General features: G+C 43.4%; 21 protein-coding genes. 10 read left to right on the top strand and 11 right to left on the bottom strand.

Translation table 11 applies throughout. The features are described from left to right. From ACT3TU_RS08610 to ACT3TU_RS08620, 3 genes are all read right to left on the bottom strand, one after another. Positions 1 to 557, bottom strand: a 557-nt coding sequence (locus tag ACT3TU_RS08610) for a sigma-54-dependent transcriptional regulator (protein WP_444784282.1), incomplete at its 3' end; no start/stop codon positions are given. Positions 558 to 724: 167 nt separating this feature from the next. Next, positions 725 to 2,491 carry a sensor histidine kinase gene (locus ACT3TU_RS08615; protein ID WP_192523368.1) on the bottom strand — a complete coding sequence of 589 codons (1,767 nt, stop codon included), beginning with the start codon at positions 2,489 to 2,491 and terminating at the stop codon, positions 725 to 727. A gap of 45 nt (positions 2,492 to 2,536) precedes the next feature. Then, on the bottom strand, positions 2,537 to 3,172 hold the full coding sequence (locus ACT3TU_RS08620) for a response regulator (RefSeq protein WP_192523369.1): 636 nt from the start codon (positions 3,170 to 3,172) through the stop codon (positions 2,537 to 2,539). A gap of 466 nt (positions 3,173 to 3,638) precedes the next feature. Here ACT3TU_RS08620 and ACT3TU_RS08625 point away from each other — a divergent pair, with 466 nt between their 5' ends. Both ACT3TU_RS08625 and ACT3TU_RS08630 read left to right on the top strand, forming a co-directional pair. Beyond that, positions 3,639 to 4,727, top strand: a complete 1,089-nt coding sequence (locus tag ACT3TU_RS08625; protein WP_192523370.1) for a serine hydrolase — start codon at positions 3,639 to 3,641, stop codon at positions 4,725 to 4,727. A gap of 122 nt (positions 4,728 to 4,849) precedes the next feature. Continuing rightward, complete coding sequence (locus ACT3TU_RS08630; RefSeq protein ID WP_192523371.1) at positions 4,850 to 5,527, top strand: thiamine phosphate synthase; 678 nt, start codon at positions 4,850 to 4,852, stop codon at positions 5,525 to 5,527. A gap of 43 nt (positions 5,528 to 5,570) precedes the next feature. Here the strand turns inward: ACT3TU_RS08630 and ACT3TU_RS08635 are convergent, their stop codons facing one another. Beyond that, complete coding sequence (locus ACT3TU_RS08635) at positions 5,571 to 5,900, bottom strand: TraR/DksA family transcriptional regulator (RefSeq protein WP_192523372.1); 330 nt, start codon at positions 5,898 to 5,900, stop codon at positions 5,571 to 5,573. A 374-nt stretch (positions 5,901 to 6,274) separates the two neighbouring features. On the opposite strand from ACT3TU_RS08635, the gene ACT3TU_RS08640 reads away from it, so the two are divergent. Both ACT3TU_RS08640 and ACT3TU_RS08645 read left to right on the top strand, forming a co-directional pair. Then, a complete protein-coding gene (locus ACT3TU_RS08640) occupies positions 6,275 to 7,477 on the top strand; it encodes a phosphoglycerate kinase (RefSeq protein WP_192523373.1) in 1,203 nt (400 codons plus the stop codon). Between the two features lie 279 nt (positions 7,478 to 7,756). Continuing rightward, the gene (locus ACT3TU_RS08645) at positions 7,757 to 8,143 is read left to right on the top strand and encodes a hypothetical protein (protein WP_192523374.1); all 387 of its coding nucleotides are present in this window, start codon (positions 7,757 to 7,759) and stop codon (positions 8,141 to 8,143) included. Between the two features lie 381 nt (positions 8,144 to 8,524). On the opposite strand, the gene tnpA is transcribed toward ACT3TU_RS08645, so the two are convergent. Beyond that, on the bottom strand, positions 8,525 to 8,923 hold the full coding sequence (gene tnpA / locus ACT3TU_RS08650) for an IS200/IS605 family transposase (protein ID WP_192523375.1): 399 nt from the start codon (positions 8,921 to 8,923) through the stop codon (positions 8,525 to 8,527). Positions 8,924 to 8,997: 74 nt separating this feature from the next. On the opposite strand from tnpA, the gene ACT3TU_RS08655 reads away from it, so the two are divergent. The 4 genes from ACT3TU_RS08655 (at position 8,998) to ruvB (ending at position 13,672) form a co-directional block, all read left to right on the top strand. After that, positions 8,998 to 10,305: an RNA-guided endonuclease InsQ/TnpB family protein gene (locus ACT3TU_RS08655; protein ID WP_192520979.1), complete on the top strand. Its 1,308-nt coding sequence runs from the start codon at positions 8,998 to 9,000 to the stop codon at positions 10,303 to 10,305. A gap of 331 nt (positions 10,306 to 10,636) precedes the next feature. After that, the gene (gene fba, locus ACT3TU_RS08660; protein ID WP_192523376.1) at positions 10,637 to 11,674 is read left to right on the top strand and encodes a class II fructose-bisphosphate aldolase; all 1,038 of its coding nucleotides are present in this window, start codon (positions 10,637 to 10,639) and stop codon (positions 11,672 to 11,674) included. 85 nt (positions 11,675 to 11,759) lie between these two features. Beyond that, positions 11,760 to 12,380 (top strand): Holliday junction branch migration protein RuvA, encoded by a 621-nt coding sequence (gene ruvA / locus ACT3TU_RS08665; protein WP_192523377.1) that lies wholly within the window; start codon positions 11,760 to 11,762, stop codon positions 12,378 to 12,380. Between the two features lie 311 nt (positions 12,381 to 12,691). Next, on the top strand, positions 12,692 to 13,672 hold the full coding sequence (gene ruvB / locus ACT3TU_RS08670; protein ID WP_225735300.1) for a Holliday junction branch migration DNA helicase RuvB: 981 nt from the start codon (positions 12,692 to 12,694) through the stop codon (positions 13,670 to 13,672). 204 nt (positions 13,673 to 13,876) lie between these two features. Here the strand turns inward: ruvB and ACT3TU_RS08675 are convergent, their stop codons facing one another. The 5 genes from ACT3TU_RS08675 to ACT3TU_RS08695 form a co-directional block, all read right to left on the bottom strand. Further along, a complete protein-coding gene (locus ACT3TU_RS08675; protein ID WP_444784283.1) occupies positions 13,877 to 15,295 on the bottom strand; it encodes an FAD-binding oxidoreductase in 1,419 nt (472 codons plus the stop codon). A 47-nt stretch (positions 15,296 to 15,342) separates the two neighbouring features. Continuing rightward, a complete protein-coding gene (locus ACT3TU_RS08680) occupies positions 15,343 to 17,004 on the bottom strand; it encodes an ABC1 kinase family protein (RefSeq protein ID WP_192523380.1) in 1,662 nt (553 codons plus the stop codon). A gap of 132 nt (positions 17,005 to 17,136) precedes the next feature. Then, complete coding sequence (locus ACT3TU_RS08685) at positions 17,137 to 17,841, bottom strand: ubiquinone biosynthesis accessory factor UbiJ (RefSeq protein WP_192523381.1); 705 nt, start codon at positions 17,839 to 17,841, stop codon at positions 17,137 to 17,139. Positions 17,842 to 17,976: 135 nt separating this feature from the next. Next, complete coding sequence (gene ubiE / locus ACT3TU_RS08690) at positions 17,977 to 18,783, bottom strand: bifunctional demethylmenaquinone methyltransferase/2-methoxy-6-polyprenyl-1,4-benzoquinol methylase UbiE (RefSeq protein ID WP_413038379.1); 807 nt, start codon at positions 18,781 to 18,783, stop codon at positions 17,977 to 17,979. 420 nt (positions 18,784 to 19,203) lie between these two features. Next, positions 19,204 to 19,914, bottom strand: a complete 711-nt coding sequence (locus tag ACT3TU_RS08695) for an FFLEELY motif protein (protein WP_192523382.1) — start codon at positions 19,912 to 19,914, stop codon at positions 19,204 to 19,206. Between the two features lie 253 nt (positions 19,915 to 20,167). Between ACT3TU_RS08695 and ACT3TU_RS08700 the strand changes: the two genes are divergently transcribed. Together ACT3TU_RS08700 and ACT3TU_RS08705 are read left to right on the top strand one after the other, a co-directional pair. After that, the gene (locus tag ACT3TU_RS08700; protein ID WP_192523383.1) at positions 20,168 to 21,841 is read left to right on the top strand and encodes an ATPase; all 1,674 of its coding nucleotides are present in this window, start codon (positions 20,168 to 20,170) and stop codon (positions 21,839 to 21,841) included. Between the two features lie 656 nt (positions 21,842 to 22,497). After that, positions 22,498 to 24,105 (top strand): inorganic phosphate transporter, encoded by a 1,608-nt coding sequence (locus tag ACT3TU_RS08705; protein ID WP_444784284.1) that lies wholly within the window; start codon positions 22,498 to 22,500, stop codon positions 24,103 to 24,105. Between the two features lie 97 nt (positions 24,106 to 24,202). Here the strand turns inward: ACT3TU_RS08705 and ACT3TU_RS08710 are convergent, their stop codons facing one another. Then, positions 24,203 to 25,849, bottom strand: a complete 1,647-nt coding sequence (locus tag ACT3TU_RS08710) for an aminotransferase class I/II-fold pyridoxal phosphate-dependent enzyme (protein ID WP_192523385.1) — start codon at positions 25,847 to 25,849, stop codon at positions 24,203 to 24,205. Between the last annotated feature and the right edge of the window lie 257 nt (positions 25,850 to 26,106).

Raw genomic sequence — 26,106 nt, forward strand, 5'->3', positions numbered from 1 at the left:
TCATGAATCAATCTGGCGACTACTTCTTTACCCGTACCAGATGCCCCAGCCAAAAACACGGGTGCTTGCGAGCGGGCCAATTTTAAAATAGTTTTTTTGAGGGGATGCATCACGGCAGAATCACCGATGAGTCTACTGTCTAACATTTTTTGTTCGGGTGTAGATTCAGGTGTGGTTTGCGCTTCGCTATCTCGATGAATAACCTTTAGGGCATTTTCGACTAATTGACGTAAACGTGGCAGCTCAAGTGGCTTGTTAACGAAATCAAAAGCGCCCATCTTTAATGCTTCAATAGCTAAGTCCATACTGCCGTGTGCGGTAATAACGGCTATCGGGGTATTAGAGCTATTGCTAACTTCTTTTACCAGCTCCAGCCCTGAACCGTCAGGCAGCTTTAGGTCAGTCAAGCAAAAATCATACTCATTTTCTTGCCAGTATGATCTTGCTTGTGCCAGTGTATATGCCACATCACTTTTGATACCCATTTTATTCAAAGTAATCTGCATTAATCGGCACAGATCTACTTCATCATCAACGACTAGTGCGGTTTTTGTCATACATCATCTCATCGTGTTCAACAGCTATAAAGTATTAAGGTTTTAAACGAAACAAGGGTAAAGCCCTTTTGCAGAATACCGAGGAATCAATCGTATACAGCTTTTTATAGCAAATATTTAAGAGATCAACCTTTTTCATAAGACAAACATCTTACTTTACAAAAACTTTAATCAAGGGAGTCTTCAGTATTTTTAAAGGTAGTATCAGAGTTGGTCGCAGGAGCAATCAAACGAAAGCAAGTTTTTTCGTGCTCAGGAATACAAAGTAAACGGGCTTGATTAGCTTCACAAAATGCTTGCGATAAATACAATCCTAAGCCTGTTCCTGCTTCATCTGTGGTAAAAAACGGGTTGAATAAATGCGGAATATCGTCAATATTAACACCAGCACCCCCATCTAAGATATCAATTATAACATCGTTATCTGCACAATAAATTTCGATTTCCACAAAGGCATGAGGGTGAGCGTAGCTACTATGACGTAAGCCATTGTTAATTAAGTTAATTAAGATTTGCTCTAATTGATGGGTATCGAAAGAGATGGTGGGTTGAGCCTTAATATGCAGAAAAATATCGTGTCCTTGAAAGTAATTCTCTAAAAATGTTGGTACCCACTCGGTTAACGCAACCGACTGCTGTTTTGCCGCTTGTTGTCGCGACAGCTTTAGAATGTCCTCGATGATACGATTCACCCGCTTCGTCTGTGAAAATATCATTTTATAAAGCTCGTAATTACCAGTCGTATCGCTGCTTAATGCACTAGCTGCCATACTGTCATCTGTTGTGTTTTGCGTAGTACTTTCTAGGCTATCCTCCATCAGCAGCTGGCTGGCTTGTGAGATAGCCGCTAGTGGATTTCTTATTTCATGAGCGATACTGGCTGTTAATTGTCCTAAAGAGGCCAGTTTTAATTGTTGGGCGCTGGCTTGTTCACGGCGTAAGTCTTCCAGCAGGATCAATTTACTGCCATCTTTTAATGGGATGATTTGTACTCGTAGCTTGCCAAATATGGAAGCGTTTGCTACCGCAGGCAAGTCATAAGTAAAGCTGCGCGACTGCCCAGCTGCTACCGACAAACAAGCCTCAAACAGCTGCGAATGCTGCTCATTGAGCTGCTGCTGGAAGTTAGATAGAAGGGTGTTACGAGAGTTATTTCGCCTATTTTGTTTATCAACGGTGGTGCTGTGCAACAACTCTCGCGGATTATGTGAAATGCTCAGTAATTGGTGAGCCGCAAGGTTTGCCAAGACGATATGCTGGGTATCGATAACAATGACACCGCTAATCATTTGCGTGACCACTTCTTGATTGATGACATTCAGTCTTTCGACTTCTTTGGCATGATTGGCGGCTACTTTTTCAAGCTGTACTAAGCGGTGCGAGATTGACCAGCTCAAGCCACCGACCGCTAAAAAGCTCGCTGACATGAGTAAAGCATCAGCCAAATTGGCCAAATTCATACTATTGGCAATGGCATAAAAAAACTGTTGATAAATGACAAAAATAATAGCGAGTAGGGTAATGATTAATGCTTGTGAGCCTTGCAGTAGCATAAAGCTTGCTGCCACGACCACCATATAAAGCATGGTCAACTGCAAGTCAGGCGCACCTGCGGTATACAATAATAAGCTTAATATAATGACATCTAATGCCAGTCCAAGCGCTAGCTGCCGTTGCATTTTTTTATGCACAACATAAAACAAGCCAAGCAAGATTAAGCTAAGAATGACATAAAAGCTGAGTGCGGTCTGCTGCAGGAAGCTTGGTAGGGATGTGCTACCACCCGTGCGAGCAGTGATATATACCGTTAGCATAGAAAACAAACTAAGAACAAAGCGATAACTGCTATAGATGAGACCTAGTCTGCGCAGTTGCGATAGAGGGAGGGTGTCTTCGCGATGTAAATAGTGAGTGATAGCAGTAGCAGACTTCATAAATTGACCGTCATAAAAGGATAGATGCTTAAGTGCTTAAATGACTTATGGTTGAATCAGGCCGTGACGAATTGCCAAATGAGTCAACTTGACATCACTATCTACACCGACTTTTTCGTAGATACGGTAGCGATAAGTATTAATAGTTTTGACACTGACAAACAGCTGATCGGCGATTTGTTGCGGGCTTTGACAGTTGACGACCATCATTGCTACCTGTTTTTCACGATCACTCAATAAGTCAAAAGGTGAATTGGCATTATCTGATAATAAAACATCAGCCAATTGCTCGGCGACATCTTGGCTAAAGTAGCGCCCGCCTTGATAGATTTTTTTGACCGCTCGAATCATCTCCTCGAGAGGTGTGCCTTTAGTAATATAGCCATTGACACCCGCTTTGATAAGCATGGAGGGATAAGGCTGTGCTGACATACTACTCACGGCCAATATCTTAATACCCATATTCAGTTGAATTAAGCGTTTGGTTGCTTCAAGTCCACCAATATTGGGCATATTAACATCCAGTAAAATCACATCAGGATGTAGTTGTTTGGCCAGTTTAATGGCCATATCACCGCTATCCGCTTCGCCAACCACTTCGATGTCGGCACTGTCTGATAACATACGGCTGATACCCATTCTTACCAAATCATGATCATCTACTACCAATACTTTAATCATAACGATACTCTTTATTATTTGTCAGAATGAAGGTTTTTATTGATGCTAAATGACCGGCAAAACCAAACCGTGGTGTCATTTTTTTATTTCTGAGAAGGTGAAATACTGTTACTATGTTATATAGATGTTATATGAATTTCGCCGTTTAATATAACAAAATACGAATGATTACAGCATTCAAAGTTAAATTATATTGCTGCAATGTGAAGCAATGTTTCTATAATATAAAGTAGTTGTAGCAAAACTTGAATTAGGTCAAAATAAACCATTAAATCAGTTTGATAGATTAAACTTAAATGCAAACCATGATACACTAAAAATACAAAAACTCTATATGAGTACTTACAAACACATCCATAAACGCTACGTACGTTGTTGCTATTAGTTAGTATGTAACTGATTTTCTAATTACTGACTTTTAATTAAAGTTACTAATTTTAATGGCATCGCGGCAGCAGGGGGCATAATGAAGCAACTACCATTAACCAAACAGCAATTAATCGCTGCTATGATTTCATTGAGTTTGGGCGGTGTTGCACAAGCGGCATTGACTATTAATGGTAGCGCTGACAATGGCTCTAGTGCTCGTATAAGCCGAGGTGGAGCCGATAGCTTATCTGAAGCACGCAACATCATGTATAAGTCTAAAGGCTCTGCTATCAAAAAAGTCGATACGGGTTACGGGTCGACTAATATCACTAATACCAACAGTTTTGGCAGCAGCAATAACAGTTACAATAGCAACAATACTTTCAACACGACTTATCGCGGTGCTTTTGGTAGCAGTGATATGATTCCAATTAGCACTGATTCGCGCAGTGTTGCCGTCATTGATGCAGAAACGGGTGAGTCTATTTATGAAAAAGACGCCGACATTGCCCGTCCGATGGCCAGTATTAGTAAAGTAATGACTGCGATGGTGGTATTGGATGCGGGTCTCGATATGCGTGAAGAGATTACGCTCGATCCAGAAGATTTCGTTGGTCCTAAACGTGCAAGCTCACGCTTAAAATCAGGCGATCGTCTAAACCGTGCTGAAATGCTATTGATGGCATTGATGAAATCAGAAAACCCAGCAGCGAAAAGTCTAGCGCGTAACTATCCAGGTGGCTATAAGGCCTTTATCCGGGCGATGAATCGTAAAGCCCAAGATCTAGGTATGACCACTGCCTATTTCGGTGATCCCACGGGACTTGATAAGCGTAACGTTGCTTCATCAAATGACTTAGTCAAAATGGTACGCGCCGCTGGTAATTATGATGTGATTCGTCGTTTCTCTACTACTAAGAGCTATGACTTCTTTGTTTCAAACTATTCGAGTGGCAACCGCACTTATAAAGCCAATAATACCAGCAGTTTGGTACGTGCAGGTAACTATCCTATTGGTATCTCAAAGACAGGTTTCATTAACGAAGCGGGCCGTTGCGTGGTGATGGAAACGCGTGTGAATAACCGCCCAGCAATTATTGTTATCCTAGGCGCGAATAGCTCAGCCACACGTTGGGGCGATGCTAAAAATATCCTAAACAGCTTAGCGACACGCCGTACGGTGTAAGGTTATTGCTTAAGCATTTATAAAAAGGCTGTTATCTCACATAACAGCCTTTTTATTGTGTGGCGCCATTGTACGGAGAAATGTATTGTGCTGAGTAATGTATTGAGAGCAAGGAGCGTTAAATGGTTCAGACATCAACTTCTCGAGTGCCAAAACTGTATCTGTTGACCAATGACGACGAGTTTGCGCTTCTATATAAGAAATTAGAGGCAGCACTGGGGACAGGGTTAATCGCGCTATTACAAATCCGGCGAAAACAAACCTTGGCGCTAGCTGATGGTGAGTCCAGGCTTTACAAGGAAGCACTGAAAATAGTAGATTTGGCTAAAGCGCACAATGTACCAGTTGTCATGAATGATGATATCGATTTGGCTGTAAAACTTGGCATCGGGGTTCATCTTGGTCAAGAAGATGGCAGTATTCACGCCGCCAAGCAGCGTATAGCAGCCAATCAGATTATTGGTCGTACCTGTCATGGCGGCGTGACGTTGGTCAAAAAGGCGCAAGATGAAGGGGCGAGTTACGCGGCAATGGGCGCTGTTTTTGCCTCAAATACCAAACCAAACGCTGATACTATTTCGCGTCAGCAGCTTATTAATGGCTGTCAGCAAGGTATCAATATTTGCGTGATAGGGGGACTAACGGCAGAGAACGTCTCAGAGCTGGCAGGCTTGCCTATTAGCTATGTAGCGGTAGTGGGTGATATTATGGATTTGCCTGTAAAAAGCATTGCTAAGCGTTGTCAGCAATGGCAGCAGGTGTTTTCTAAGTCAACCTTTTCTAAGTGGTCTTCTGAATAAAAAACCCTGCTTGATAGCTACTATCTTTTATAAAAGCGCCTCTTTACTCAGCATGCTCCATACATAGGGTAGCGTAGGGCAATGCTTCTAAGCGTTGCTCTTCGATTTGCTTGCCGCACACCTCACATTCTCCATAAGTACCGTTCTCTATACGGCTTAAGGCATTTTCGACATAGACTAAGCTTTGACGTGCTTCGCCCATTAGGTTTTTGCGCATATCATTTTGACGATAAGAAATCGCTTGGTCTTCCCAGTGTTCATTAAGGTCATCTTGTGGGTTTTGGATGTGATCTTCGATTTTTCTGATTCGATTTTCATATTCATCTTTTAGTTTTAGTAGATTCTGCTTGGCAGTATTTAAATCGATGCTCATCGTATGCTCCTAGTGGATTATTTTTATTGTTTGTCTTCTTTATGATGATTTTTTTATGATAAGTAAGGTTTGTGATAAAGAGTCCCTCTATCATAGAGGTCATAATTTTTGAGTACCACCACGAAATGTTACTGATCGTTTTATCGAGCCGATGGATATTTATGAGTTTTTGAGAGAAAACTGCTAGAATACACCGCCTTAAATTCTTGCTGGGTCAGCTGTGCTATCGTTCTTTTTAAGTGAGCTGACTATAAAAAACCAACGGTAAGATAAATCGATTAAACAGATTAAATAGATTTGATAACCATTATTTAAGAACAGGCAGTCAACCGTCACATTGTAGATTAATAATAGATGCTAAATAGGAGCAGGTAATGAATTTTTTGCGTATGAGTGAGCTGAGCTTGACCGACAAAGTAGTGTTGATTCGAGAGGATCTCAACGTACCTATTAAAGGCGGTAAAGTCACGAGTGATGCTCGTCTGCAAGCCAGTTTACCTACTATAAAAATGGCGCTAGAAAAGGGTGCTGCGGTTATTGTTTGCTCACATTTAGGGCGTCCAACTGAAGGCAGTCCTGAGGCGGTCTACTCACTGGCGCCAGTGGCTGATTATTTAAGCGATAAACTAGAGTCACCAGTGAGCCTTAATACTGATTATTTGACTCAAGGTGTGTCAATTAAAGCCGGTGAGGTAGTTTTATTAGAAAACGTGCGCTTCAATAAAGGTGAGAAGAAAAATAACGTGGATTTAGCACAGAAATACGCCGATTTGTGCGATGTATTTGTCATGGATGCCTTTGGTACGGCACATCGAGCGCAAGCGTCTACGGAAGGCGTCACTCAAGCTATGCGTCAAGCGAATAAAACGGTTTGCGCAGGACCTTTATTGGCAGCTGAGCTTGATGCTCTAAGCTTAGCACTTGAAACACCCGCGCAGCCGATGCTGGCCATCGTTGGTGGTTCGAAAGTGTCGACTAAGTTAGAGGTTTTACACAGTTTGGCGACAGTGTGCTCACAAATTATCGTGGGTGGTGGCATTGCCAATACTTTCTTAGCCGCGCAAGGCCATAGCGTTGGTGCCTCGCTATACGAAGCAGACTTGGTCGATACTGCTCGTGACATTATGAGTAAAACTGAGATACTACTGCCTGAATATGTCGTGGTTGCCGATAAGAACGACATTAACTTTGATGATTTTATGGGCTCTTTACAACAGGCTACTGCCACCATTAAGTCTGTCGATGCCATTGGTGACAATGACATGATTTTAGATATCGCACCAGATAGTGCAAAGCAGTTGGCTGATGCCATTATCAATGCAAAAACTATCTTATGGAATGGTCCCGTCGGCGTTTTTGAAGTCGATGCTTTTGGTAATGGCACGCAAATATTGGCATCTGCGGTTAAGGCTAGCGCTGGTTTTTCAATCGCTGGCGGCGGTGATACGTTAGCTGCAATCGATAAATATCAAATCGCTGATGGTGTCAGCTATATGTCAACAGGTGGCGGCGCATTTTTGGAGTTTGTAGAAGGCAAGGTGCTTCCCGCTGTTGCTGCATTACAGATTGATGCTTAAGCGCTTAACGATACTCAGAAGTTAAGTAACATTAGGCATACAACTAATGATGGGCATCTAGGGTAGTCTGTGAAAATAATATTTTGGTCATCACTCTTGTCCGTTTTTATACGGATTAATTAAGTGTTGATAGCCAACTATTATTATCAAGTGGTTGCTTTATTGTTAAGTAATCATTATTTGTCTATATACTGAAAATTGTTATTGTATGTCCCACTTGCGCACTATAAAATAGCGCAACCATTTATTTTGACATGCATTATTTACGAGAGGTTTATTATGTTAAAACGTCATTTGTTACTTGCTAGCGTACTTGCTGGTACTTTTGCAATCACCGCATGTAGCCAAGAAACACAAGATAAAACGGAAGCTGCTGCTGAGTCGGCTGGCGATGATGCTGCTGCCAACACTGAAGAAGCTGCTGCTGAAACTGAAGCCGCTGCTGCTGATGCAGAAGTTGCTGCACAGAATGCTGGTACTGAAGTTGCTGAAGGCGCTGAAACAGCTGGTGCTGCCGCCACAGATGCGCTAGAAAACACGGGCGAAGCGGTTGTAGTAGGTGCAAATGAAGCCGTTGCCAATACCGCGGAAGTGGTTGCTGATGGGGCATCGGCCGTTGAGGACAAAGCCAGTGAAAACGCAGTAGAAGCAGAACAACAGTACTAAGCCGTTCAATGACTAATCTATTGGGGTACTCTCGATTGAGATACAACTTGAGTGATTAGAGTTGATAGTTGCTTTTATGAATAGCTGCTTTCGTTAATGGCCGCTTTATAAGCTCTCAAAATACTAAAAAAGCCTTGGTGATTGCCAAGGCTTTTTGCGTTGCTGATTATTTTTTAGCTGAGACTATAATTAAAATACTTTAAAAACGCTACGATACTGCTGGTATAGTTTTTTTGTAGCCTCTGTCTGCGTAGGCACAGCAAGCAAGAAAAAACGGTACCTGCAGTAGGTGATGTATCGATTTTACTTTTCACTGACTATCAAAAAAGCGAAAGAGGACTCCACCCGACATTAGGGTGGAGGTGAATTTCGCATCACTAGCTAACCTCGCTGGTTCTGAATATATTGTTTAATAATATCTAATGGCGCACCGCCACAAGAGCTTGAAAAGTAGGAGCGTGACCAAAGCACAGGTTTAGAATAAGCTGCTCTTAAATCAATAAAATCACCCCTCATTCGTCTACTGGTGACTGACTTCAAGTTATTAACCAGTTTGCTTAATTGCACTGTTGGTGGGTACTGGATAAGCATGTGAATATGATCCGCTTCACCGTTACATTCTTTTAACTCAGCATCAAAACTCTTGCACACCTCAGCAGCACACTCACTGAAATATTCATGATGTAGCTCACCTAAGACCTTTTTTCGGTACTTGGTAATAAAAACCAAATGAACGTGGAGGTTAAAGGCGGCATGACGGTTTTTGTATATCTCACTCATTGTAATAAAAACTCTTAAGTGCTAGTATTATAAGTATATTACTAAATGCACACTCATTAATAAAGAAGGCATTTATGAAAATCAACAAAGCGTATAAATTTAGGCTTGAGCCTAATACGGAGCAGGAGATTGTTTTAAATAATCTTGTCGGCTCTGCACGTTTTGTTTGGAATCAAATGCTAGCGATCTCATTTGAAATGTTTGCTAAAGATGAGTTTATCAATGCCACCAACCTTGTTAATAAAATCATGGGTCTAAAGAGCAACCCTGATTTTGCATTCTTAAAAAGCAGCTCAAACGCGGTGTCTTTACAACAAAAAGTACGTGATCTGGCATCGGCTTGGTCGCGTTTCTTTGATCCTAAAGTACATGCCAGATTAAAAGAAAATAAAAAGAAACCTCGCAAACCCAAGTTCTTTAAACTGGCTGACGGCACAGAAATCCAGCTACGCCCGTTGATGCCAAGATTTAAGCGCAAATCAGATGGGCGCGACTCAATTCGCTTGGTTCAGTTTGATAAATACTGCCGTGTTGAGGGCAACCGAGTAAAACTGCCTAATGGCATTGGCCTGGTGAAGTTTAGGAAGTCGCAAGACATTATTGGTACAATTAAAAATGTCACCATCGGCAAGAAATCGGGGCACTGGTACGTGTCGTTTGGCACAGAGCGCGAACTGGCTGAGAACCCTCGCCACTCCTCTAAAAGCGCCATTGGCTTAGATATGGGTATCAGCAAACTACTCACCACCTCAGACGGTCAGTACATCAAACCTAAGAACAGCTTTAAAGCCAATCAAGTAAAACTGGCTAAATTACAGCGTCAATTAAGCAGGAAGGTTCTGTTTAGCCAAAACTGGAAAAAGCAGAACCGCAAGATTCAAAAGCTACACCATCATATCGCTAACATTCGCCATGACTACTTGCATAAAACCACCACCAGTATCAGCAAAAACCACGCCATGATTGCTTGTGAGGATTTAAAAGTCGCCAATATGTCGAAATCAGCCAGTGGTACGGTGGAGAATAAAGGTCGTAATGTCAAAGCCAAGTCAGGATTGAATAAATCAATCTTAGATCAAGGTTGGGGCATGATGGTCAATATGCTTGAGTACAAGCAGCAATGGCGCGGCGGCTTACTGATTAAAGTAAATCCACGATACACTAGCCAAACTTGCTCTAGGTGCCAGCATATCGCTAAGGAAAACAGACAAACTCAGTCTAAATTCGAGTGCGTCAAATGCAGGTATGTTGCGAACGCTGATTTTAATGCGGCTCGTAATATATTAGCGGCAGGACATGCCGTATTGTCTGCGGAGGGAGGATGCAGTAAAGGTCGCCCGTTGAAACAGAAAACAAGTGACCCTCGTGAGAAGGTCGCCTAAGAGCATTTGCTTTTAGAATCCCCCACTTGAGCTTTGCGAAAGTGGTGGGAGTATGTCAAATAGAATGAGTCAGAAACTCATTCTGTCGGTTTTAAAGTGAATCAACTATATGTGATATATATGAATAGGTAGGTAAAAAGATAAGCAACAAATAGTCGGCCAACTGCTACGAAGACAGAGCAATCTTTGTTATAATCACCGCGTGATAACTCCCCCTAAAGTGATTTACTATTTTGCTAAGTGATAGCGACAGTTAGGGTGGTTATTACAATCTGCTGTTTTCAAAAGCTGTTTTTAAAATACTATTCAAAATTTAATCAGAGAGCGTTTTATGGCCTTAATATCCTTACGTCAACTTCTAGATCACGCCGCTGAGCACAACTATGGTGTTCCTGCCTTTAACGTCAACAACTTAGAGCAGATGCGTGCAATCATGATGGCAGCGGATGCGTGTGACTCACCTGTCATCGTTCAAGCCAGTGCTGGCGCACGTAAATATGCTGGGTCAGCATTTTTGCGTCATCTGATTATTGCTGCTATCGAAGAGTGGCCACATATTCCAGTAGTGATGCATCAAGATCATGGCATGTCACCAGCTATTTGCCAGCGCTCAATCCAGCTTGGCTTTTCATCGGTAATGATGGATGGCTCGCTTGGTGAAGATGGTAAAACACCAATGGATTATGATTATAATGCCAGCGTTACTCGCGAAGTCGTTAAGTTGGCTCATGCGTGCGGCGTTTCAGTCGAAGGTGAGATTGGTTGTTTGGGTAGCCTTGAGACTGGCATGGCAGGCGAAGAAGACGGCTCTGGCGCAGAAGGCGTATTGGATCACGAACAATTATTAACCAGTGCTGACGAAGCTGAACAGTTTGTGAAAGACACCAACGTTGATGCGTTAGCGATTGCTATTGGTACCAGTCATGGTGCTTATAAGTTTACCCGTCCACCGACAGGCGATATTTTATCCATTGAGCGGGTAAAAGAGATTCATGCGCGTATTCCGAATACCCATCTGGTGATGCATGGCTCATCATCAGTGCCACAAGAATGGTTAAAAGTCATTAATGAAAATGGTGGCGATATTGGTGAGACTTATGGTGTGCCTGTTGAACAAATCGTCGAAGCGATTAAACATGGCGTCCGCAAAGTAAATATCGATACCGATTTACGCTTGGCATCAACTGGGGCTATCCGTGAGTTCCTCGCAAAAAATCCAAGTGAGTTTGATCCACGTAAATACTTTAAAGCGTCTATGGTTGCGATGTCAGATATCTGCACCAATCGTTTTGAAGCGTTTGGCTCTGCGGGTCAAGCACATAAGATTCGCCCAATCAGCCTTGAAGGTATGGTCGATTTTTATCAGTAAGCTTGACCGTTAAAAGATAGCATTCAATAACGAAATGGTTGCTCAGCTCATTTTTTATCATGGCTCTAATAACAGGTAGTGGATTATGATTGGATTGATTACTGGACAGGTGCAGTATTTGATGGCACCGACTGCTTGTATTATGACCACCTCTGGTGTTGGCTATGATATTGAGCTGCCATTGCCTTCGTTTTGCCAGTTACAGCTTAATGAGCAGACAAGTATTTGGACGCATTTTCATGTGCGTGAAGATGCGCAGCTGCTTTATGGCTTTATCGATCGTAAAGAGCGCGATGTCTTTCGTCAGTTGATTAAAATCAATGGCGTTGGGGCAAAAATGGCATTAGCAATGCTTTCTGCAATGTCAGCGGCTGAGCTTAAAATGCATGTCGAGCAAGAGTCAGAAACGGCGTTGACCCGTATCCCAGGTATCGGCAAAAAGACGGCTCAGCGTTTATTGATTGAGCTAAAAGATAAGCTGAAAAATATCGAAGTTGATGACAGTAATCTAGAGTTTGCTATTCAGCCTGTGGCAGTTTCTGCTGAAGGTAGTATTGTTGCTGAGGTCGAAGGCGCGTTGATTAGCTTGGGCTACAAAGAACGAGAAGCTCAGCAAGCCATAAAAGCTGCCAAAAGTAACGGTGATACCTTTGCCGATACGCAAAGTTTATTAAAGGCTACATTACAGCAGTTATCTGGATTTTAAGTCTTTTGGGCTCTATTACTATTGATACCGGTATAAGTCTAAATTAAGCAAATAAGCGACAGTCATTGTCGCTTATTTTCGTTTTAGGCTGTGCTTTATTTAATAGCTGCTTTATGATGTTGTGCATGACTTATGCGTAACGTTTGGTTATGCTATTCATAGCAATCCCAAACAATGTGGTTAGCTGTGTCAAGCTTGCTTAGTCTACTAAATGTAGTATTTGCACTCGCTTTCCTAGCTATTAAAAGCTTCTCAAATTTTTGAAAATGGTATGATTACTTCACTCTTTTAAGATAATGATAAAACCTATGATGCAAGATCGTTTGATTAATCCGCTGGAAGGGACAAGTGATGCGCCTGATGCCAATATTCGACCAGCATTATTAGCTGAATATATTGGTCAGCCAGTGGTACGTGAGCAGATGGAAGTGTTTATTGGTGCTGCCAGAGGTCGTAGTGAGGCGTTAGATCATACGCTTATCTTTGGTCCGCCAGGCTTAGGTAAAACGACGCTGGCCAATATTATTGCTCGTGAAATGGGTGGCAATCTGCGCTCAACCTCGGGACCTGTACTTGAGCGACCAGGTGATTTGGCAGCGATGCTGACCAACTTGGAAGAGGGTGATATTTTATTTATCGATGAAATCCATCGCTTGAGCTCCGTCATTGAAGAAATACTTTATCCCGCGATGGAAGATTTTCAGCTGGATATTATGATTGGTGAAGGTCCAGCAGCACGCTCTATTAAACTTGATTTGCCACCGTTTACCTTAGTGGCAGCGACCACACGAGCAGGGTTATTGACCTCGCCATTGCGTGATCGTTTTGGTATCGTTCAGCGGCTGGAGTTTTATAATATTGCTGATTTAACAACGATTGTCAGTCGTGCTGCCCGCTTGATGCGTGTGCCGATGACCGACGATGGTGCCGTGGAGATTGCTCGCCGTGCTCGTGGTACGCCAAGGATTGCCAACCGTCTATTACGCCGTGTACGTGATTATGCTGAAGTAAGGGGCGACGGTAGTATCAACGGCGCGATTGCCGGTAGCGCGCTCGATATGCTGGCAGTTGATAGGCGCGGTCTGGATCATTTGGACCGACGTTATATTGAAATATTGCACGAGCGTTTTGATGGTGGCCCTGCTGGCGTTGAGGCAGTAGCGGCAGCGATGGCCGAGGATCGCGGTACACTTGAAGATGTGATTGAGCCGTACTTGATTCAACAAGGTTATGTATTGCGTACCGCTCGCGGTCGCGTATTGACTCAAATGGCGATTGATCAAATGTTATAGTTAATTCACTATAAAAGAGTTACAGCGTTAACCTCGCTTGAAGTATAATATATACATCTACGCTTGGTTGCCTTGTACCGCTTTCACATTGAATCAACTATATAATATTAAACCTAAACTATTAAAAAAAAGCGCCTACCTTTAATTGAGAGATTAAAGGCAGGCGCTTTTTTTACTTCAGTGTTAAGATAAATGGCTTTACGACTAATGAGTAGGTAAAGCTTCAGGCCATATTTTCCCTGGATTTAAAATATTTTTGGGATCAAGGGCGGATTTAATGGCTTGCATCAGCACTAAAGCATTACCGTGCTCTTGCTGCATATATTTTTGTTTGCCTTGTCCGATGCCGTGTTCACCCGTACACGTACCATCCATCTCAATTGCACGCGTAGCTAGTCGGCTGATAATACCGTCAGCGGTGGCGACTTCTTCTGGATTATTAGTATCCACTAACAGTAAAACATGAAAATTACCATCACCAACGTGGCCGACGATAGGTCCAATCATCCCAGATGCTTCGATATCTTTTGCTGTTGCGCTAACACATTCTGCTAAACGTGAAATGGGTACACAGGCATCGGTGGATAAGGCACTGGCCTCGGGTCGTAGGGCAGAGCTGGCGTGATAAGCGTTATGCCGTGCTTGCCAAAGCCGTTTACGTTCGGCTTCATTGGTATCCCAAGCGAAATCGCGACCACCGAACTCTTCGATGATATCGGTAAATATTTGCGCTTGTTCAGCGACGCTGGCCTCTGTGCCATGAAACTCTACAAATAGCGTTGGGGTCTCAGTCAAATCAAGGTTAGCATATTGATTACAGGCTTTGATTTGCACCGCATCGAGTAACTCAATTCGAGCAATTGGTAAACACATTTGAATGGTCAGCATGACTGCCTGACAAGCATCTTCGATGCTAGAAAAGTGACAAATCCCGCTGCCAATACATTCGCTAATACCGAATAATTTAAGCGTGACTTCAGTGACGATACCAAGCGTACCTTCTGAACCTATCATTAACCTGGTCAAATCATAACCAGCAGCGGATTTTTTAGCCCGTGTGCCCGTTCGAACGATATCTCCGCTGGCGGTGACTACCTCAAGTGCCAGCACCACATCTTTCATGGTGCCATAACGTACGGCGTTGGTTCCTGAAGCACGAGTGGCGACCATACCGCCGATACTGGCATTGGCACCTGGATCTATCGGAAAAAACAATCCTGTATCACGCAAATAATGATTTAGCTGCTCACGTGTGACCCCAGGTTGTACCGTTACCGTTAGGTCTTCATTATGAACCTGCAATATGGCATCCATGGCATGCATATCGATACACAGTCCACCATAAGGCGCATTTAATTGCCCTTCTAAGGATGAACCAATACCGAAGGCAATCACTGGCATCTGATATTCATTACAAATAGCAACGGCAGCAGCAACCTCGTGTTTATCCTTTACCGTCAATACGGCGTCAGGTGGCTGGTTGGCGAGCCAAGTCATGGTATGACCATGTTGCTCGCGCACCGTTAGGTTGGTGGTGAGCTGTTTATCAAAACGGCCTTGTAAAGCTGCAATGGCATCACTGTGGTCTTTTTTAGTGGCAGTAGATAAATGAGAGGTAGACATAGAGAATTCCTAAAGTCTTTTAAAAAAGTAGATAAAATTGATAAGTGTTACGCTAAAATGCGCCAAACTACCGCCAAAATCGCTAATAGATAAAAGATAGGTGACAGCCAGCCAATGACTTGTGTGGCAATCGCAATAAAGATGACAAAACCAGCAAGCGCCAACCAGTCTCGGCGACGGTCGTTGAGCATATCAGCACGAATTTGTTGTATTTCACGTAATTGACTGTCTTGACGCGACCCTTGTGAGGCAAGGCTTTGTAGGCCTTGATCTAGCAGTTTGGGGATATCAGTGGTAGATAATAAAATTTCTGGTAGCTGTTGGCGTAGCTGTTGTAAATTACGCATTGGATCCAGCTGCTCTTTAATCCAACTGCTTAAAATCGGCTTGGCGAGTGACCAAATATCGAGATCAGGATACAAATCCCGACCGAGACCCTCTACGTGCACCAAGGTCTTTAGCAGCAGCATTAACTGCGGCGGGATACTCATGTGATGGCGGCGGGCAATATCTAAGATTTGCATCAAAACACCAGCAAAATCGATATCGTTAATGGATTTTTTTAACATAGGGCCAACGGTACGTTTCATATCGCGCATCAACGCATGCTTGTCGGCATTTGGTGGTATCCAACCGGCGCGGCTGACAATATCTACCATCGCGGTAAAATTATTATTCATCACTGCCAACAACATCCGCGCGACGATGAGCTGGTCGTCCTTTGATAAGGTACCCATGATGGCGCAGTCAAGCCCAATATAGCGCGGCTCATGACCCAAATCAGTTGGTGCGATATTTGTCGTTAGTGTCTTAACTGGCGGCGTCTCTACAAAGACGTTGCCTGGATGCATGTCAGCATGAAAGAAATTATCGCGAAATACTTGGGTGAAAAATATCGTCAAGCCTTTTTCTGCTAGGGCGGCACGGTCGTAACCCAGCTGATCAAACATTTCAACTTGTGAGATAGGCACGCCTTGAATACGCTCCATGACCATCACATTTTTGGACGAATCATAGACTTCAGGTACATACATCAATGCTGAACCCAAGAAGTTATTGCGCATCTGCGTGGTGTTGTCAGCCTCTAAGGTTAAATCCAGCTCGTTGAGCATGACTTGCCTGTAGTCTTCGACGATGTCGATGATATGTACGGCACGAGCGGCTTCGATACGAGCAGATGCCCAAGTAGCTAATTCACGTAGCAGTTCGAAATCGGCAACAATAGTGGTGCGAATATTAGGGCGAACGACTTTTACCACCACTTCACGGCCATCATGCAGGGCGGCAGTGTGCACTTGAGCAATAGAGGCCGCTGCTAATGGCTTAACGTCAAAGCGAGCAAATAGAATTTCGATAGATTGACCAAGTCCATACTTAGGGTCTTGGATTTGGGTGATCGCAACATTAGAATCAAAAGATTTGACCTTGTCTTGTAACTGAACCAATTGCTCTATAATCTCAGGCGGCACTAAGTCGCGACGCGTTGAGAGCAGTTGTCCAAGTTTTAAAAACAGCGTACCCATATCTTCGAGTGCATACTTTATGGCATTTGGCTGGTGTTTTTTACCCCAAGCTGCTGGATGCAGACGGATAATGCGCGCCAAAGGTTGCAGCTGCGGTGCTTCTTCAATAGAGAGGTGAGTATCAAGTCGATAGCTTGCGGCGATACGCCAAAGCTCAAATAAACGAGCACGATGGGATAATAGCATAAGGTATAAGTACTCTAGAAAACGTCAGAAATAGGGTAGGTGCTATGTTGATCTGTATGCTTATCTTTAGGTAATGCCGACAAAAAACAGCGTTTAACCGTCGTCAATCAAACAAGCAATCAGTGAGATAAGCTACTGATGGAACGAGTTGCTGAGAAACTGAGCCTGTTCTTCTTTGATGGCTACCAATTTGGCTTCTTCACGCTCTACATCCGCACGCAGCTTTAATAGTTGCTGCTTGAGGTCGTTTACTTCTGCTGCCTCGATAGGATCGGGGACACTATTGCCTGCGACATCGTTGGCCCAATCACTGACATCATCAAAGGCGCGCTTGGCACTATGACGCCAACTGCCTTTAAGCTGTGATATGAGCAGATGCAGCTGGCTGGCCATCGGCTTACCGATAAACGGCTCAAGCTGTCCTGCTACATCAGGATCAAAACCTGCGACCAATTGTTTAAGCTGCATCAGCACTTTATAGTCGCCAGCGATAGGTAAATTACCTTCAGCACCGCGCATCAGATTAAGCAACTGCGCGGGATTGTCTACGGTAATGATACAATCAGGGCGACTATGTCCAAGCCGCGCCCGCGCCATACTGGCCGTTTGACGCTCATCCATGCTGCCACTTGGCTCAAACACACTCTCGGTCGTCACTGGCTCAAAACGCAGCCGTTCATCAGTAAACAATACATCCAAATTAATTTCGGGCATGGCCATGTTCAGTCGCAGCACTTTGCCAGCAAGCGGTGCTAGACCAGCTTTGGTAATCTCATCGCTGGTAATCGCAATATTAATCAGCTTTTCGGCACCCGCCAATAGTAAGACAGTCAGCATAAGGCTCTCGCATATTTAGTTGGGCGCCTTAAAAAAGCGCATCGTTTATTAGGATTAGTTGCTCAGTAGTCATCGCTGGATCAGACGCTAGGACTTAAGAGTATTCGCCATTTTTATCGTTAGGATTTTTTATGGCTATGCTTTAAAACCGCGATGCACAGCAACGATACCAGCAGTCAAGTTATGATAATCACAATTCTCAAAACCTGCCTGTTGCATCATTTGCTTGAGCGTTTGCTGATTGGGGTGCATGCGAATCGATTCGGCTAAGTATTGATAGCTTTCAGAATCATTGGCAATTAGCTTGCCCATGATCGGTAAGGCGGTAAATGAGTATAAATCATAAGCTTTGGATAATGGCTCAAATACGGGTTTTGAGAACTCCAAAATCAATAAGCGACCACCTGGCTTTAACACGCGATACATGGATTTTAAGGCCGCATCTTTGTCCGTGACGTTGCGCAGACCGAAGCTAATGGTGATTAAGTCAAAGCTTTCATCGTCAAATGGCGCGAGTGTTTCAGCATTGGCCAGTACAAAGTCGACGTTGTTACAGCCAGCATTGATGAGGCGTTCGCGACCCACTTCTAGCATCGCGGCATTGATGTCTGATAACACCACGTGACCGTTTCTACCGACTTCACGACTGAATACTTTGGCCAAGTCTCCTGTACCGCCAGCGATATCAAGTACATGCTGACCGGCACGCACACCCGATAAGCTAATCGCATAGCGTTTCCATAGGCGATGGATACCAAACGACATCAAGTCATTCATAATGTCATATTTTTTGGCAACAGAGGTGAAAACGTCAGCCACGCGCGCTTGTTTCTCCGCTTTATTGACTGTCTTATAACCAAAATGGGTTTCTTCAGCACCGTCAGTATCGGTCGTGTGCGGGTTATTAATATCATTACGCTGGTTAAAAAGCGTTTGTTTTATTTTTTCTACCTTGGTTTTTGCTGCGGTGTGGTTTGAAGCATCGTTTGTATGGTTATCTGGCATAGTGGTTTGTTGGCCTTGTGGCGTTCCAGTGGGTAGATCTTGGACTTGGGTAAATTCATTGGCATTAGTATTAGCATTGGCATTAGCACTGTCATTGACGTTTGGGTTTTGGCGAGCTTGTGCTTGGGCAGTGATGTTTTGGTTATGGGTGATGCTATCTTGAACCAGCTTGTCTTGTAAATGACCGTTGGCGGTGTTACCGATGGCAGTATTATCAGCATCGTTAATGGATTTTTGATCAGCTTGGTTATGATTGTTATTTGAGTTATCAGTCATCGTCGTGTCCTATTATTGGTTTTTATGATGGTCTGTTTAAGCAATATAAGTGGCTAGTAGCCACTTATATTATTAAGCCTATCATACACCAAACGCTGCTGGCTTACCGCCATTATCCGTGGCATGAACCTCATCAATAATTTGCATTTCGCGCTCACAAAATGGTTCAATAAAGCTGCTCACACTCTTGAGTGGCTTCATGGCTTTAAAACCTGAATCAATAAAATCGTAAAGTGGTTGAAAGTTATGGCGATAAGCGGTGCCCTTCGCTAGTGAAAAGGCTTTTTTTAGCATAAACGAGTTAAGATCCTTATCGGTACGATAACAGACCTCTTTAAGGTTGTTGATTTGGACTCGGCGTTCATCCGCTTCATCAACAGCGCGATAGGCGGCGAGCATATTATCTTCATTAACAGGCAGGTCTTGAGCAAGCAACCACTGCGCCAAATGTAAATCTAGCTCAACCGCTAGAATGGCCGCTTGAATACCCATGCTACCCGCTTCTAAAGAAGACTCTTTGGCAAGGCGTTCAAGTTTTTTGGCTTTCGGAAGGATGCGTCCTAATTGCTCTGCCAATACCTTAAATTCATCACCACCATATAGTTGTGTCAGAAAATAATCGGCCATTGGCTTGTTTTTTGGTTGTTCAAATAGGGTGCTATGCGTCTGTTTGATACGTGCTTGTTGCCATGATTGAACCTCTTTGAGCTTAGTGTTTAATGCGGCATCGTCATGATGTGGCAGCGCCCAAAAACGATTTAAGTGCTGTTGTAAATTGGTTAAAGCAGACATGGCAGGCAATCCTATAAAAGTAAAGATGACAATCAAATTGGTCATAAAAAGGTTTAAGTAATGCGAGATTCTTATATCTATGAGTATCTATTAAAAATGCGCGCAAAATTGTGCTTACCTTAAAAGAAAATAAAGCAGAATACAAATGTCAAACTGTTACATAGCAGCGTTATTTACTGAATTGGTCAAATGCTATGATTAAACGGGCAAGCTTTCAATTATGCCTGCTTTCAATTATGGAAGGATTCCAGTTATGAGCAAAAAGAATAATACGGCTGCGCCCGCAACACCACAAACGGTCAGTGCACAATTTAGTGCAGAGGTGGCTCGCGAGCGCTTAATCCCCAATCCTCTCAGTCAGTTTTCTATGGATAAGGATGCGCTTAGGTTGGCATTGGTTACGGCCCAATACGCCCTACGGGCCACGCGGCAACAAACACCATCTACCCTTAATAGACCCACAGGGTTATTGGTGCTGGTCAATGGTATGGAACAAGCAGGCAAAGGGACAGCTGTTAAGCAATTGCGGCAATGGGTCGACCCGCGGCTGCTTAAGGTTGAGGCCACCATTGGCTATTGTCCATTAGCGTATCAACCGATTTGGCAGGCGCATACCGAGGCGATGCCGCGGCACGGTGATGTGATGGTGTATTTTGGTAATTGGTATGCTGATTTGCTCTATAACATCATGCGTATGGCAGCATCAGACAGCGACAATGATAAGCAACTAAAGAATCAACAGTCAAAAGATAAGAAGTTTGTCAACGAGAAAGCGCTACCAATTGCGAAATGGCAAGATTATTTGCAGCAGCAACTTATTAAGTTACAAGCATTCGAGCAAGACTTAGTCGCCAATCAAACTAGGTTGCTAAAATGTTGGTTCCATGTCGATGTCGACACACTGCAAGCGCGACTAAATGATGATGAGTCAGATCCTGATTTTTTGTATCAAATCGACTGGAATAGTACAAAGATTATTGCTCAGTTTAACGAGGTGGCAGCGGCATTGTTACGGCAGCAGGATGATTGGATTATCATAGATGGTGAAGATAAATCACAAGCCGCCGATCATTTCTGCCATGAAGTACTGCATGCAATGCAAACCGCGCTGGCAAGTAGTAATAAAAATACTAACGAAGCAGATTCTGCTGAGCAGTTCAGTCAAGCGTGCGAAACAGAAAGATTTCAACCTGTAGGACTGCCTAAGCGCTTAAAAGATATTGATGATTCAGAGGTGGATAAGTCTGACTACCATGAAGCATTGGCAGACAAGCAAGCTCGTCTTGCCGAATTGCTGCGCGCACGCCAAGGTCGTCATATCGTTTTTGCATTTGAGGGCATGGATGCAGCAGGCAAAGGTGGTGCGATTAAGCGGCTGGTTGCGCCACTCGATCCGCGTGAATATCAAGTCTATAATATCGGTGCACCGATGTTGTATGAACTAGAGCATCCGTATCTATGGCGCTTTTGGACCAAACTTCCCAACGAGCAAACAGACCGTATCAGTCGCATTGCCATCTTTGACCGTACTTGGTATGGACGGGTATTGGTTGAGCGTGTCGAAGGCTTAGCCACTGATAACGAATGGCAGCGTGCTTATGATGAAATTAATCGCTTTGAGGCAGACTTGGTAGCGGCAGGAACGATAGTCATCAAATACTGGCTGGCCATCGATAAAAAAGAGCAGCTTAAGCGTTTTGAAGCGCGTGAAGATACCCCGCATAAGCAATTCAAACTGACCGATGACGACTGGCGCAATCGTGATAGATGGTCTGAGTACGTCCAATCTGCAGCCGATATGCTGGCACGTACCGATAGCGAAAACGCCCCATGGTGCGTAATTGCGACCGATGAAAAGCGCCAAGCACGTCTGGATGTTTTAGATCATGCTATCAAACAATTATCAGCAGCACTTTCCGATAACTAAGGACTTAAGAGCTACGGCAGGGTTGGTGATGCATAATAAGCGTTAATAGGCATGTATTTTAAGCCTGAATAATTTTTAAAACACAACAATTTTTCACTAAATTAACAGGTTGTCTAAAACATAAATTTATAGTTACAAATCTCGCAATATCATCATGCATTATGCGTCTATATTTAATATAATAGGCGCGTAATCGCTTCTGCTCTGCGAGAAAATCGCATAGCAAATAGAGTGTGTTGTCTCACTAATTGACGGTTCTTGTCACGTGATACGCTTATCTTAACAACTATGACAAAGATGATTACAATACCAGCTACCAGTACCAGCATTATTACTATGATATATCTAAGCCGCAAGATGCTGTAATCAGACGATTTGGCAATACTACTTGCGGCTTTGTAATATGTTGAGTGATGTATTTTTTGCCTTATCTATTACCTCTAAGTAAAATAAAATGCGAATAAGTAGGGGTGAGCTTTAGAGTAATGCATCAAAATAGTACGAAAAAATCTTGTTTCTTAACGTTATTTAGTCGGTATATTGCGTATTCTAAGACGCTATCCTAATAGCAGATGCTACCATCCGCATTATCAATAGCCGCGCAATATCATTAACCACATATAATTTCAATCAGTTTACGCAGGACGTATCGACGTATGGGTATTAGCAGCAGTTCTACAGAGTCAACCAAATCAGTCGGCTCTATGAGAATAAATCTATTTTTTGCCATTTTACTGATTGCGATGACCGCCTACTTTTTATGGTGGGGTCTAGATTACACCATGCACCAGCAGACAATGCTATTTATTGTGGCAACTGCTTTTGGTGTCTTTATGGCATTCAATATCGGTGGTAACGATGTCGCTAACTCCTTTGGTACCTCGGTGGGTGCAGGGACGTTGACTATCCCGCAGGCGTTAGGTATCGCCGCGATATTTGAAGTGTCAGGTGCCGTGCTGGCAGGCGGCGAGGTGACCGATACCATTCGTAGCGGTATCGTCGACTTAGATGGTTTAGCAGTCAGCCCCAATCAGTTTATTTATGTCATGCTCTCAGCGCTTATCGCTGCTGCGTTTTGGCTATTATTTGCCACCAAGAAAGGTTTGCCTGTATCGACTACTCATGCCATTATCGGCGGCGTGGTTGGTAGCTCCATTGTATTGGGTATCACGTTAGGTGGTACCGAAATGGCGCTATCGACCGTGAATTGGGGGACGATTGGGACGATTGCCATCTCTTGGGTGCTATCTCCTTTACTAGGTGGCGTTTTATCCTATCTATTATATGGACAAATTAAGAAAAATATCATTGAATATAATGATAAAACAGAAGCACATATTGCCACGCTTAAAGGTAACAAAAAAACTCTCAAAAATAATCATAAAGAATATCTAAGCACTCTGACAGAATCAGAACAGCTAGCGTATACCTCAGCGATGTTGCGTGATCAAGAAATTTATAAAGATGATGATTGCGTCGTTGAGGACTTAGAGACTGATTATTACAAAGAGCTTTATGAGATTGAGAACGAGCGCAGCAATCTGGATACTCTAAAAGCCCTTAAGAAATGGGTGCCTATGATTGCGGCTGCAGGTGGTGCAGTAATGGCCTCTTTGGTCATTTTTAAAGGGCTGAAGAACGTCAATAATGGTATGACGACGCTGCAAGGCTTCTTAATCATGGGTATGATATCGGCGCTGGTGTGGCTTGCGACCTTTATCTATACCAAAAGTATTCGCGGCAAGCATAAGGAAGATTTGACCAAAGCGACTTTTATTATGTTTAGCTGGATGCAAGTCTTTACCGCATCGGCCTTTGCCTTTAGTCATGGTTCCAATGATATCGCCAACGCTGTTGGTCCGTTTGCCGCGATTATGGATGTGATTCGTACCAACAGTATTGCGACCGAAGCTGCGGTACCACCTGCTGTCATGCTGACTTTCGGTGTGGCACTTATCGTTGGTCTGTGGTTTATCGGCAAAGAAGTCATTCAAACCGTCGGCACCAATTTGGCAAAAATGCACCCTGCTTCTGGCTTCTCAGCTGAATTGGCGGCCGCCGCGGTGGTTATGGGGGCGTCTACTATGGGTCTGCCCGTATCGAGTACGCATACATTAGTTGGTGCGGTATTGGGCATCGGTATCGTCAATAGAGACACCAACTGGGCGCTAATGAAGCCTATCGGCTTGGCATGGATTATTACCCTCCCTGCGGCGGCCTCAATGTCTGCAATCAGTTATCTCGTGTTGAGTAACGTCTTTTAAGTCTCGCAATCTAAATGATGACACATCCTGATTTTTAACCATAAAAAACGCTTATCGACATCATGCCGATAAGCGTTTTTTTATAACCAGTCAATCTTTAATCGGTACCAAATTGCTTGCGCTTTTTAGCAAAGAAGCGATCTAAGCGATCCATAGCTTCTTCTAAGTCGTGTAGGTTAGGCAAAAATACCAAGCGGAAATGATCGGGTTTATCCCAATTAAACCCTGAACCTTGAACCATTAAGACATTTTCTTCTATCAATAAATCCATCATAAACTGCATGTCGTCTTCGACAGGGTAAATCTCGGGATCCATCTTTGGAAAGCAGTAAAATGCGCCTTGTGGCATGGTGCAAGAGATACCTTTAATAGCATTAAGGCGGGATACCGCCAACTCGCGCTGTTTGTATAAACGACCTTTTTGAGAGGTCAAATCTTTCATGCTTTGATAGCCGCCCATCGCCGTTTGAATGGCATATTGTCCCTGCACGTTTGAACATAAACGCATAGAGGCCAGCATGTTTAAGCCTTCGATAAAGTCAGTGGCGTGTTGTTTACGACCTGATACCATCATCCAACCTGCACGAAAGCCTGCGATACGATGTGATTTTGACAAGCCATTGTATGATAGAACCAGTACTTCATCGGTTAAAGTGCTCATCGGCGTATGTTGCATATCATCATAGAGGATACGGTCATAAATCTCATCGGCCATGATAATCAAATCATGCTCTTTTGCGACTTGAATGATTTGTAATAGTACTTCATCGCTATATAGGGCACCCGTTGGGTTATTGGGATTAATAACCACGATACCTTTAGTTTTACTGGTAATTTTAGATTTGATATCTTCGATATCAGGATGCCAGTTGTCTTCTTCATTACAGCGATAATGTACCGCTGTACCGCCTGCTAGGTTGGCCGCTGCTGTCCAAAGTGGGTAGTCTGGCATGGGTACAAGGACTTCGTCGCCATCATTCATTAGGGCTTGCATGGTCATAACAATCAGCTCAGAGACGCCATTACCTAGATAGACATCACGGACGTCAACGGCTGATAAGAGTCCTTTTGATTGGTAATATTGTAGAACCGCTTTACGCGCTGAAAAAATACCTTGAGAATCTGAATAGCCAGTCGCTTCAGGTAAATTCATCGCCACATCACGTAAAATCTCATGCGGTGCTTCTAGACCAAAAGGCGCAGGGTTGCCAATGTTTAGCTTTAAGATGCGCTTGCCTTCGGCTTCCATTTTATTGGCAGTCTGAAGAAGAGGGCCGCGAATATCGTAGCAGACGTTTTGTAGTTTATCGGATTTTTTTATTGTATTCATAGAGTGATCACTCATCGGATTGTTTGGTGAATTTATTTGAGGAGTAGAGGAGGTTGTGGTTGTTCGTTGAGTTGATAATGGGGCGTCGCTATCCGCTTGTGCAGCTGGAACGCCATCTTCTTTGGCATTGTCTGACTGTATAGCATTATCTGAACCGACCTCTTTATCGGTGTCATTTTGAAGCTCACCACGTAATAGGTAACCTTCGCTACAGCCTAAAATGCGTGCTAGGGTCGGTAGTTTTGATGAAACAATACCATTGGTCCCACGCTCCCAGTTAGAGATTGCGCCGCGGCTGACCTTTGCACCAGCAGACGTCATCGCTTGAGCCAATTGCTCTGCCGTCATTCCTTTGTCACGGCGTAGCTGTACCAGTCGTTCAGCTTGTGTGCTTTTATTTGTGCTATTGCTCATAATTATCCAAGCCTTTTTATTTAATTAGTTTGTAATAGGCGAAGTGCTTAACTTTTTTAATAACTGCATATGCAAGATATTATTGCATATACATTCGCAATGCAAGTTATTTCTAAAATAAGTTTTTTGTTAATGCAAGTTTATCTTGCATTCTACTAAGGTTGTTTTTATTGTTCTAAGCTCTCGCCTTATATAACACTGTCTATAAAGGGTTATAATGAATTAGCTATATAAGTTTTTGCTATATTATTATAATT

Origin of the sequence: Psychrobacter sp. AOP3-A1-26 (assembly GCF_052378235.1) — a bacterium.
GTDB lineage: Bacteria > Pseudomonadota > Gammaproteobacteria > Pseudomonadales > Moraxellaceae > Psychrobacter.

Bases quoted from the DNA above. Each gene is read 5' to 3' on its own strand.
- ACT3TU_RS08615 (WP_192523368.1), bottom strand. From the start codon at position 2,491: ATGAAGTCTGCTACTGCTATCACTCACTATTTACATCGCGAAGACACC.
- ACT3TU_RS08620 (WP_192523369.1), bottom strand. From the start codon at position 3,172: ATGATTAAAGTATTGGTAGTAGATGATCATGATTTGGTAAGAATGGGT.
- ACT3TU_RS08625 (WP_192523370.1), top strand. From the start codon at position 3,639: ATGAAGCAACTACCATTAACCAAACAGCAATTAATCGCTGCTATGATT.
- ACT3TU_RS08630 (WP_192523371.1), top strand. From the start codon at position 4,850: ATGGTTCAGACATCAACTTCTCGAGTGCCAAAACTGTATCTGTTGACC.
- ACT3TU_RS08635 (WP_192523372.1), bottom strand. From the start codon at position 5,900: ATGAGCATCGATTTAAATACTGCCAAGCAGAATCTACTAAAACTAAAA.
- ACT3TU_RS08640 (WP_192523373.1), top strand. From the start codon at position 6,275: ATGAATTTTTTGCGTATGAGTGAGCTGAGCTTGACCGACAAAGTAGTG.
- ACT3TU_RS08645 (WP_192523374.1), top strand. From the start codon at position 7,757: ATGTTAAAACGTCATTTGTTACTTGCTAGCGTACTTGCTGGTACTTTT.
- tnpA (WP_192523375.1), bottom strand. From the start codon at position 8,923: ATGAGTGAGATATACAAAAACCGTCATGCCGCCTTTAACCTCCACGTT.
- ACT3TU_RS08655 (WP_192520979.1), top strand. From the start codon at position 8,998: ATGAAAATCAACAAAGCGTATAAATTTAGGCTTGAGCCTAATACGGAG.
- fba (WP_192523376.1), top strand. From the start codon at position 10,637: ATGGCCTTAATATCCTTACGTCAACTTCTAGATCACGCCGCTGAGCAC.
- ruvA (WP_192523377.1), top strand. From the start codon at position 11,760: ATGATTGGATTGATTACTGGACAGGTGCAGTATTTGATGGCACCGACT.
- ruvB (WP_225735300.1), top strand. From the start codon at position 12,692: ATGCAAGATCGTTTGATTAATCCGCTGGAAGGGACAAGTGATGCGCCT.
- ACT3TU_RS08675 (WP_444784283.1), bottom strand. From the start codon at position 15,295: ATGTCTACCTCTCATTTATCTACTGCCACTAAAAAAGACCACAGTGAT.
- ACT3TU_RS08680 (WP_192523380.1), bottom strand. From the start codon at position 17,004: ATGCTATTATCCCATCGTGCTCGTTTATTTGAGCTTTGGCGTATCGCC.
- ACT3TU_RS08685 (WP_192523381.1), bottom strand. From the start codon at position 17,841: ATGCTGACTGTCTTACTATTGGCGGGTGCCGAAAAGCTGATTAATATT.
- ACT3TU_RS08695 (WP_192523382.1), bottom strand. From the start codon at position 19,914: ATGTCTGCTTTAACCAATTTACAACAGCACTTAAATCGTTTTTGGGCG.
- ACT3TU_RS08700 (WP_192523383.1), top strand. From the start codon at position 20,168: ATGAGCAAAAAGAATAATACGGCTGCGCCCGCAACACCACAAACGGTC.
- ACT3TU_RS08705 (WP_444784284.1), top strand. From the start codon at position 22,498: ATGGGTATTAGCAGCAGTTCTACAGAGTCAACCAAATCAGTCGGCTCT.
- ACT3TU_RS08710 (WP_192523385.1), bottom strand. From the start codon at position 25,849: ATGAGCAATAGCACAAATAAAAGCACACAAGCTGAACGACTGGTACAG.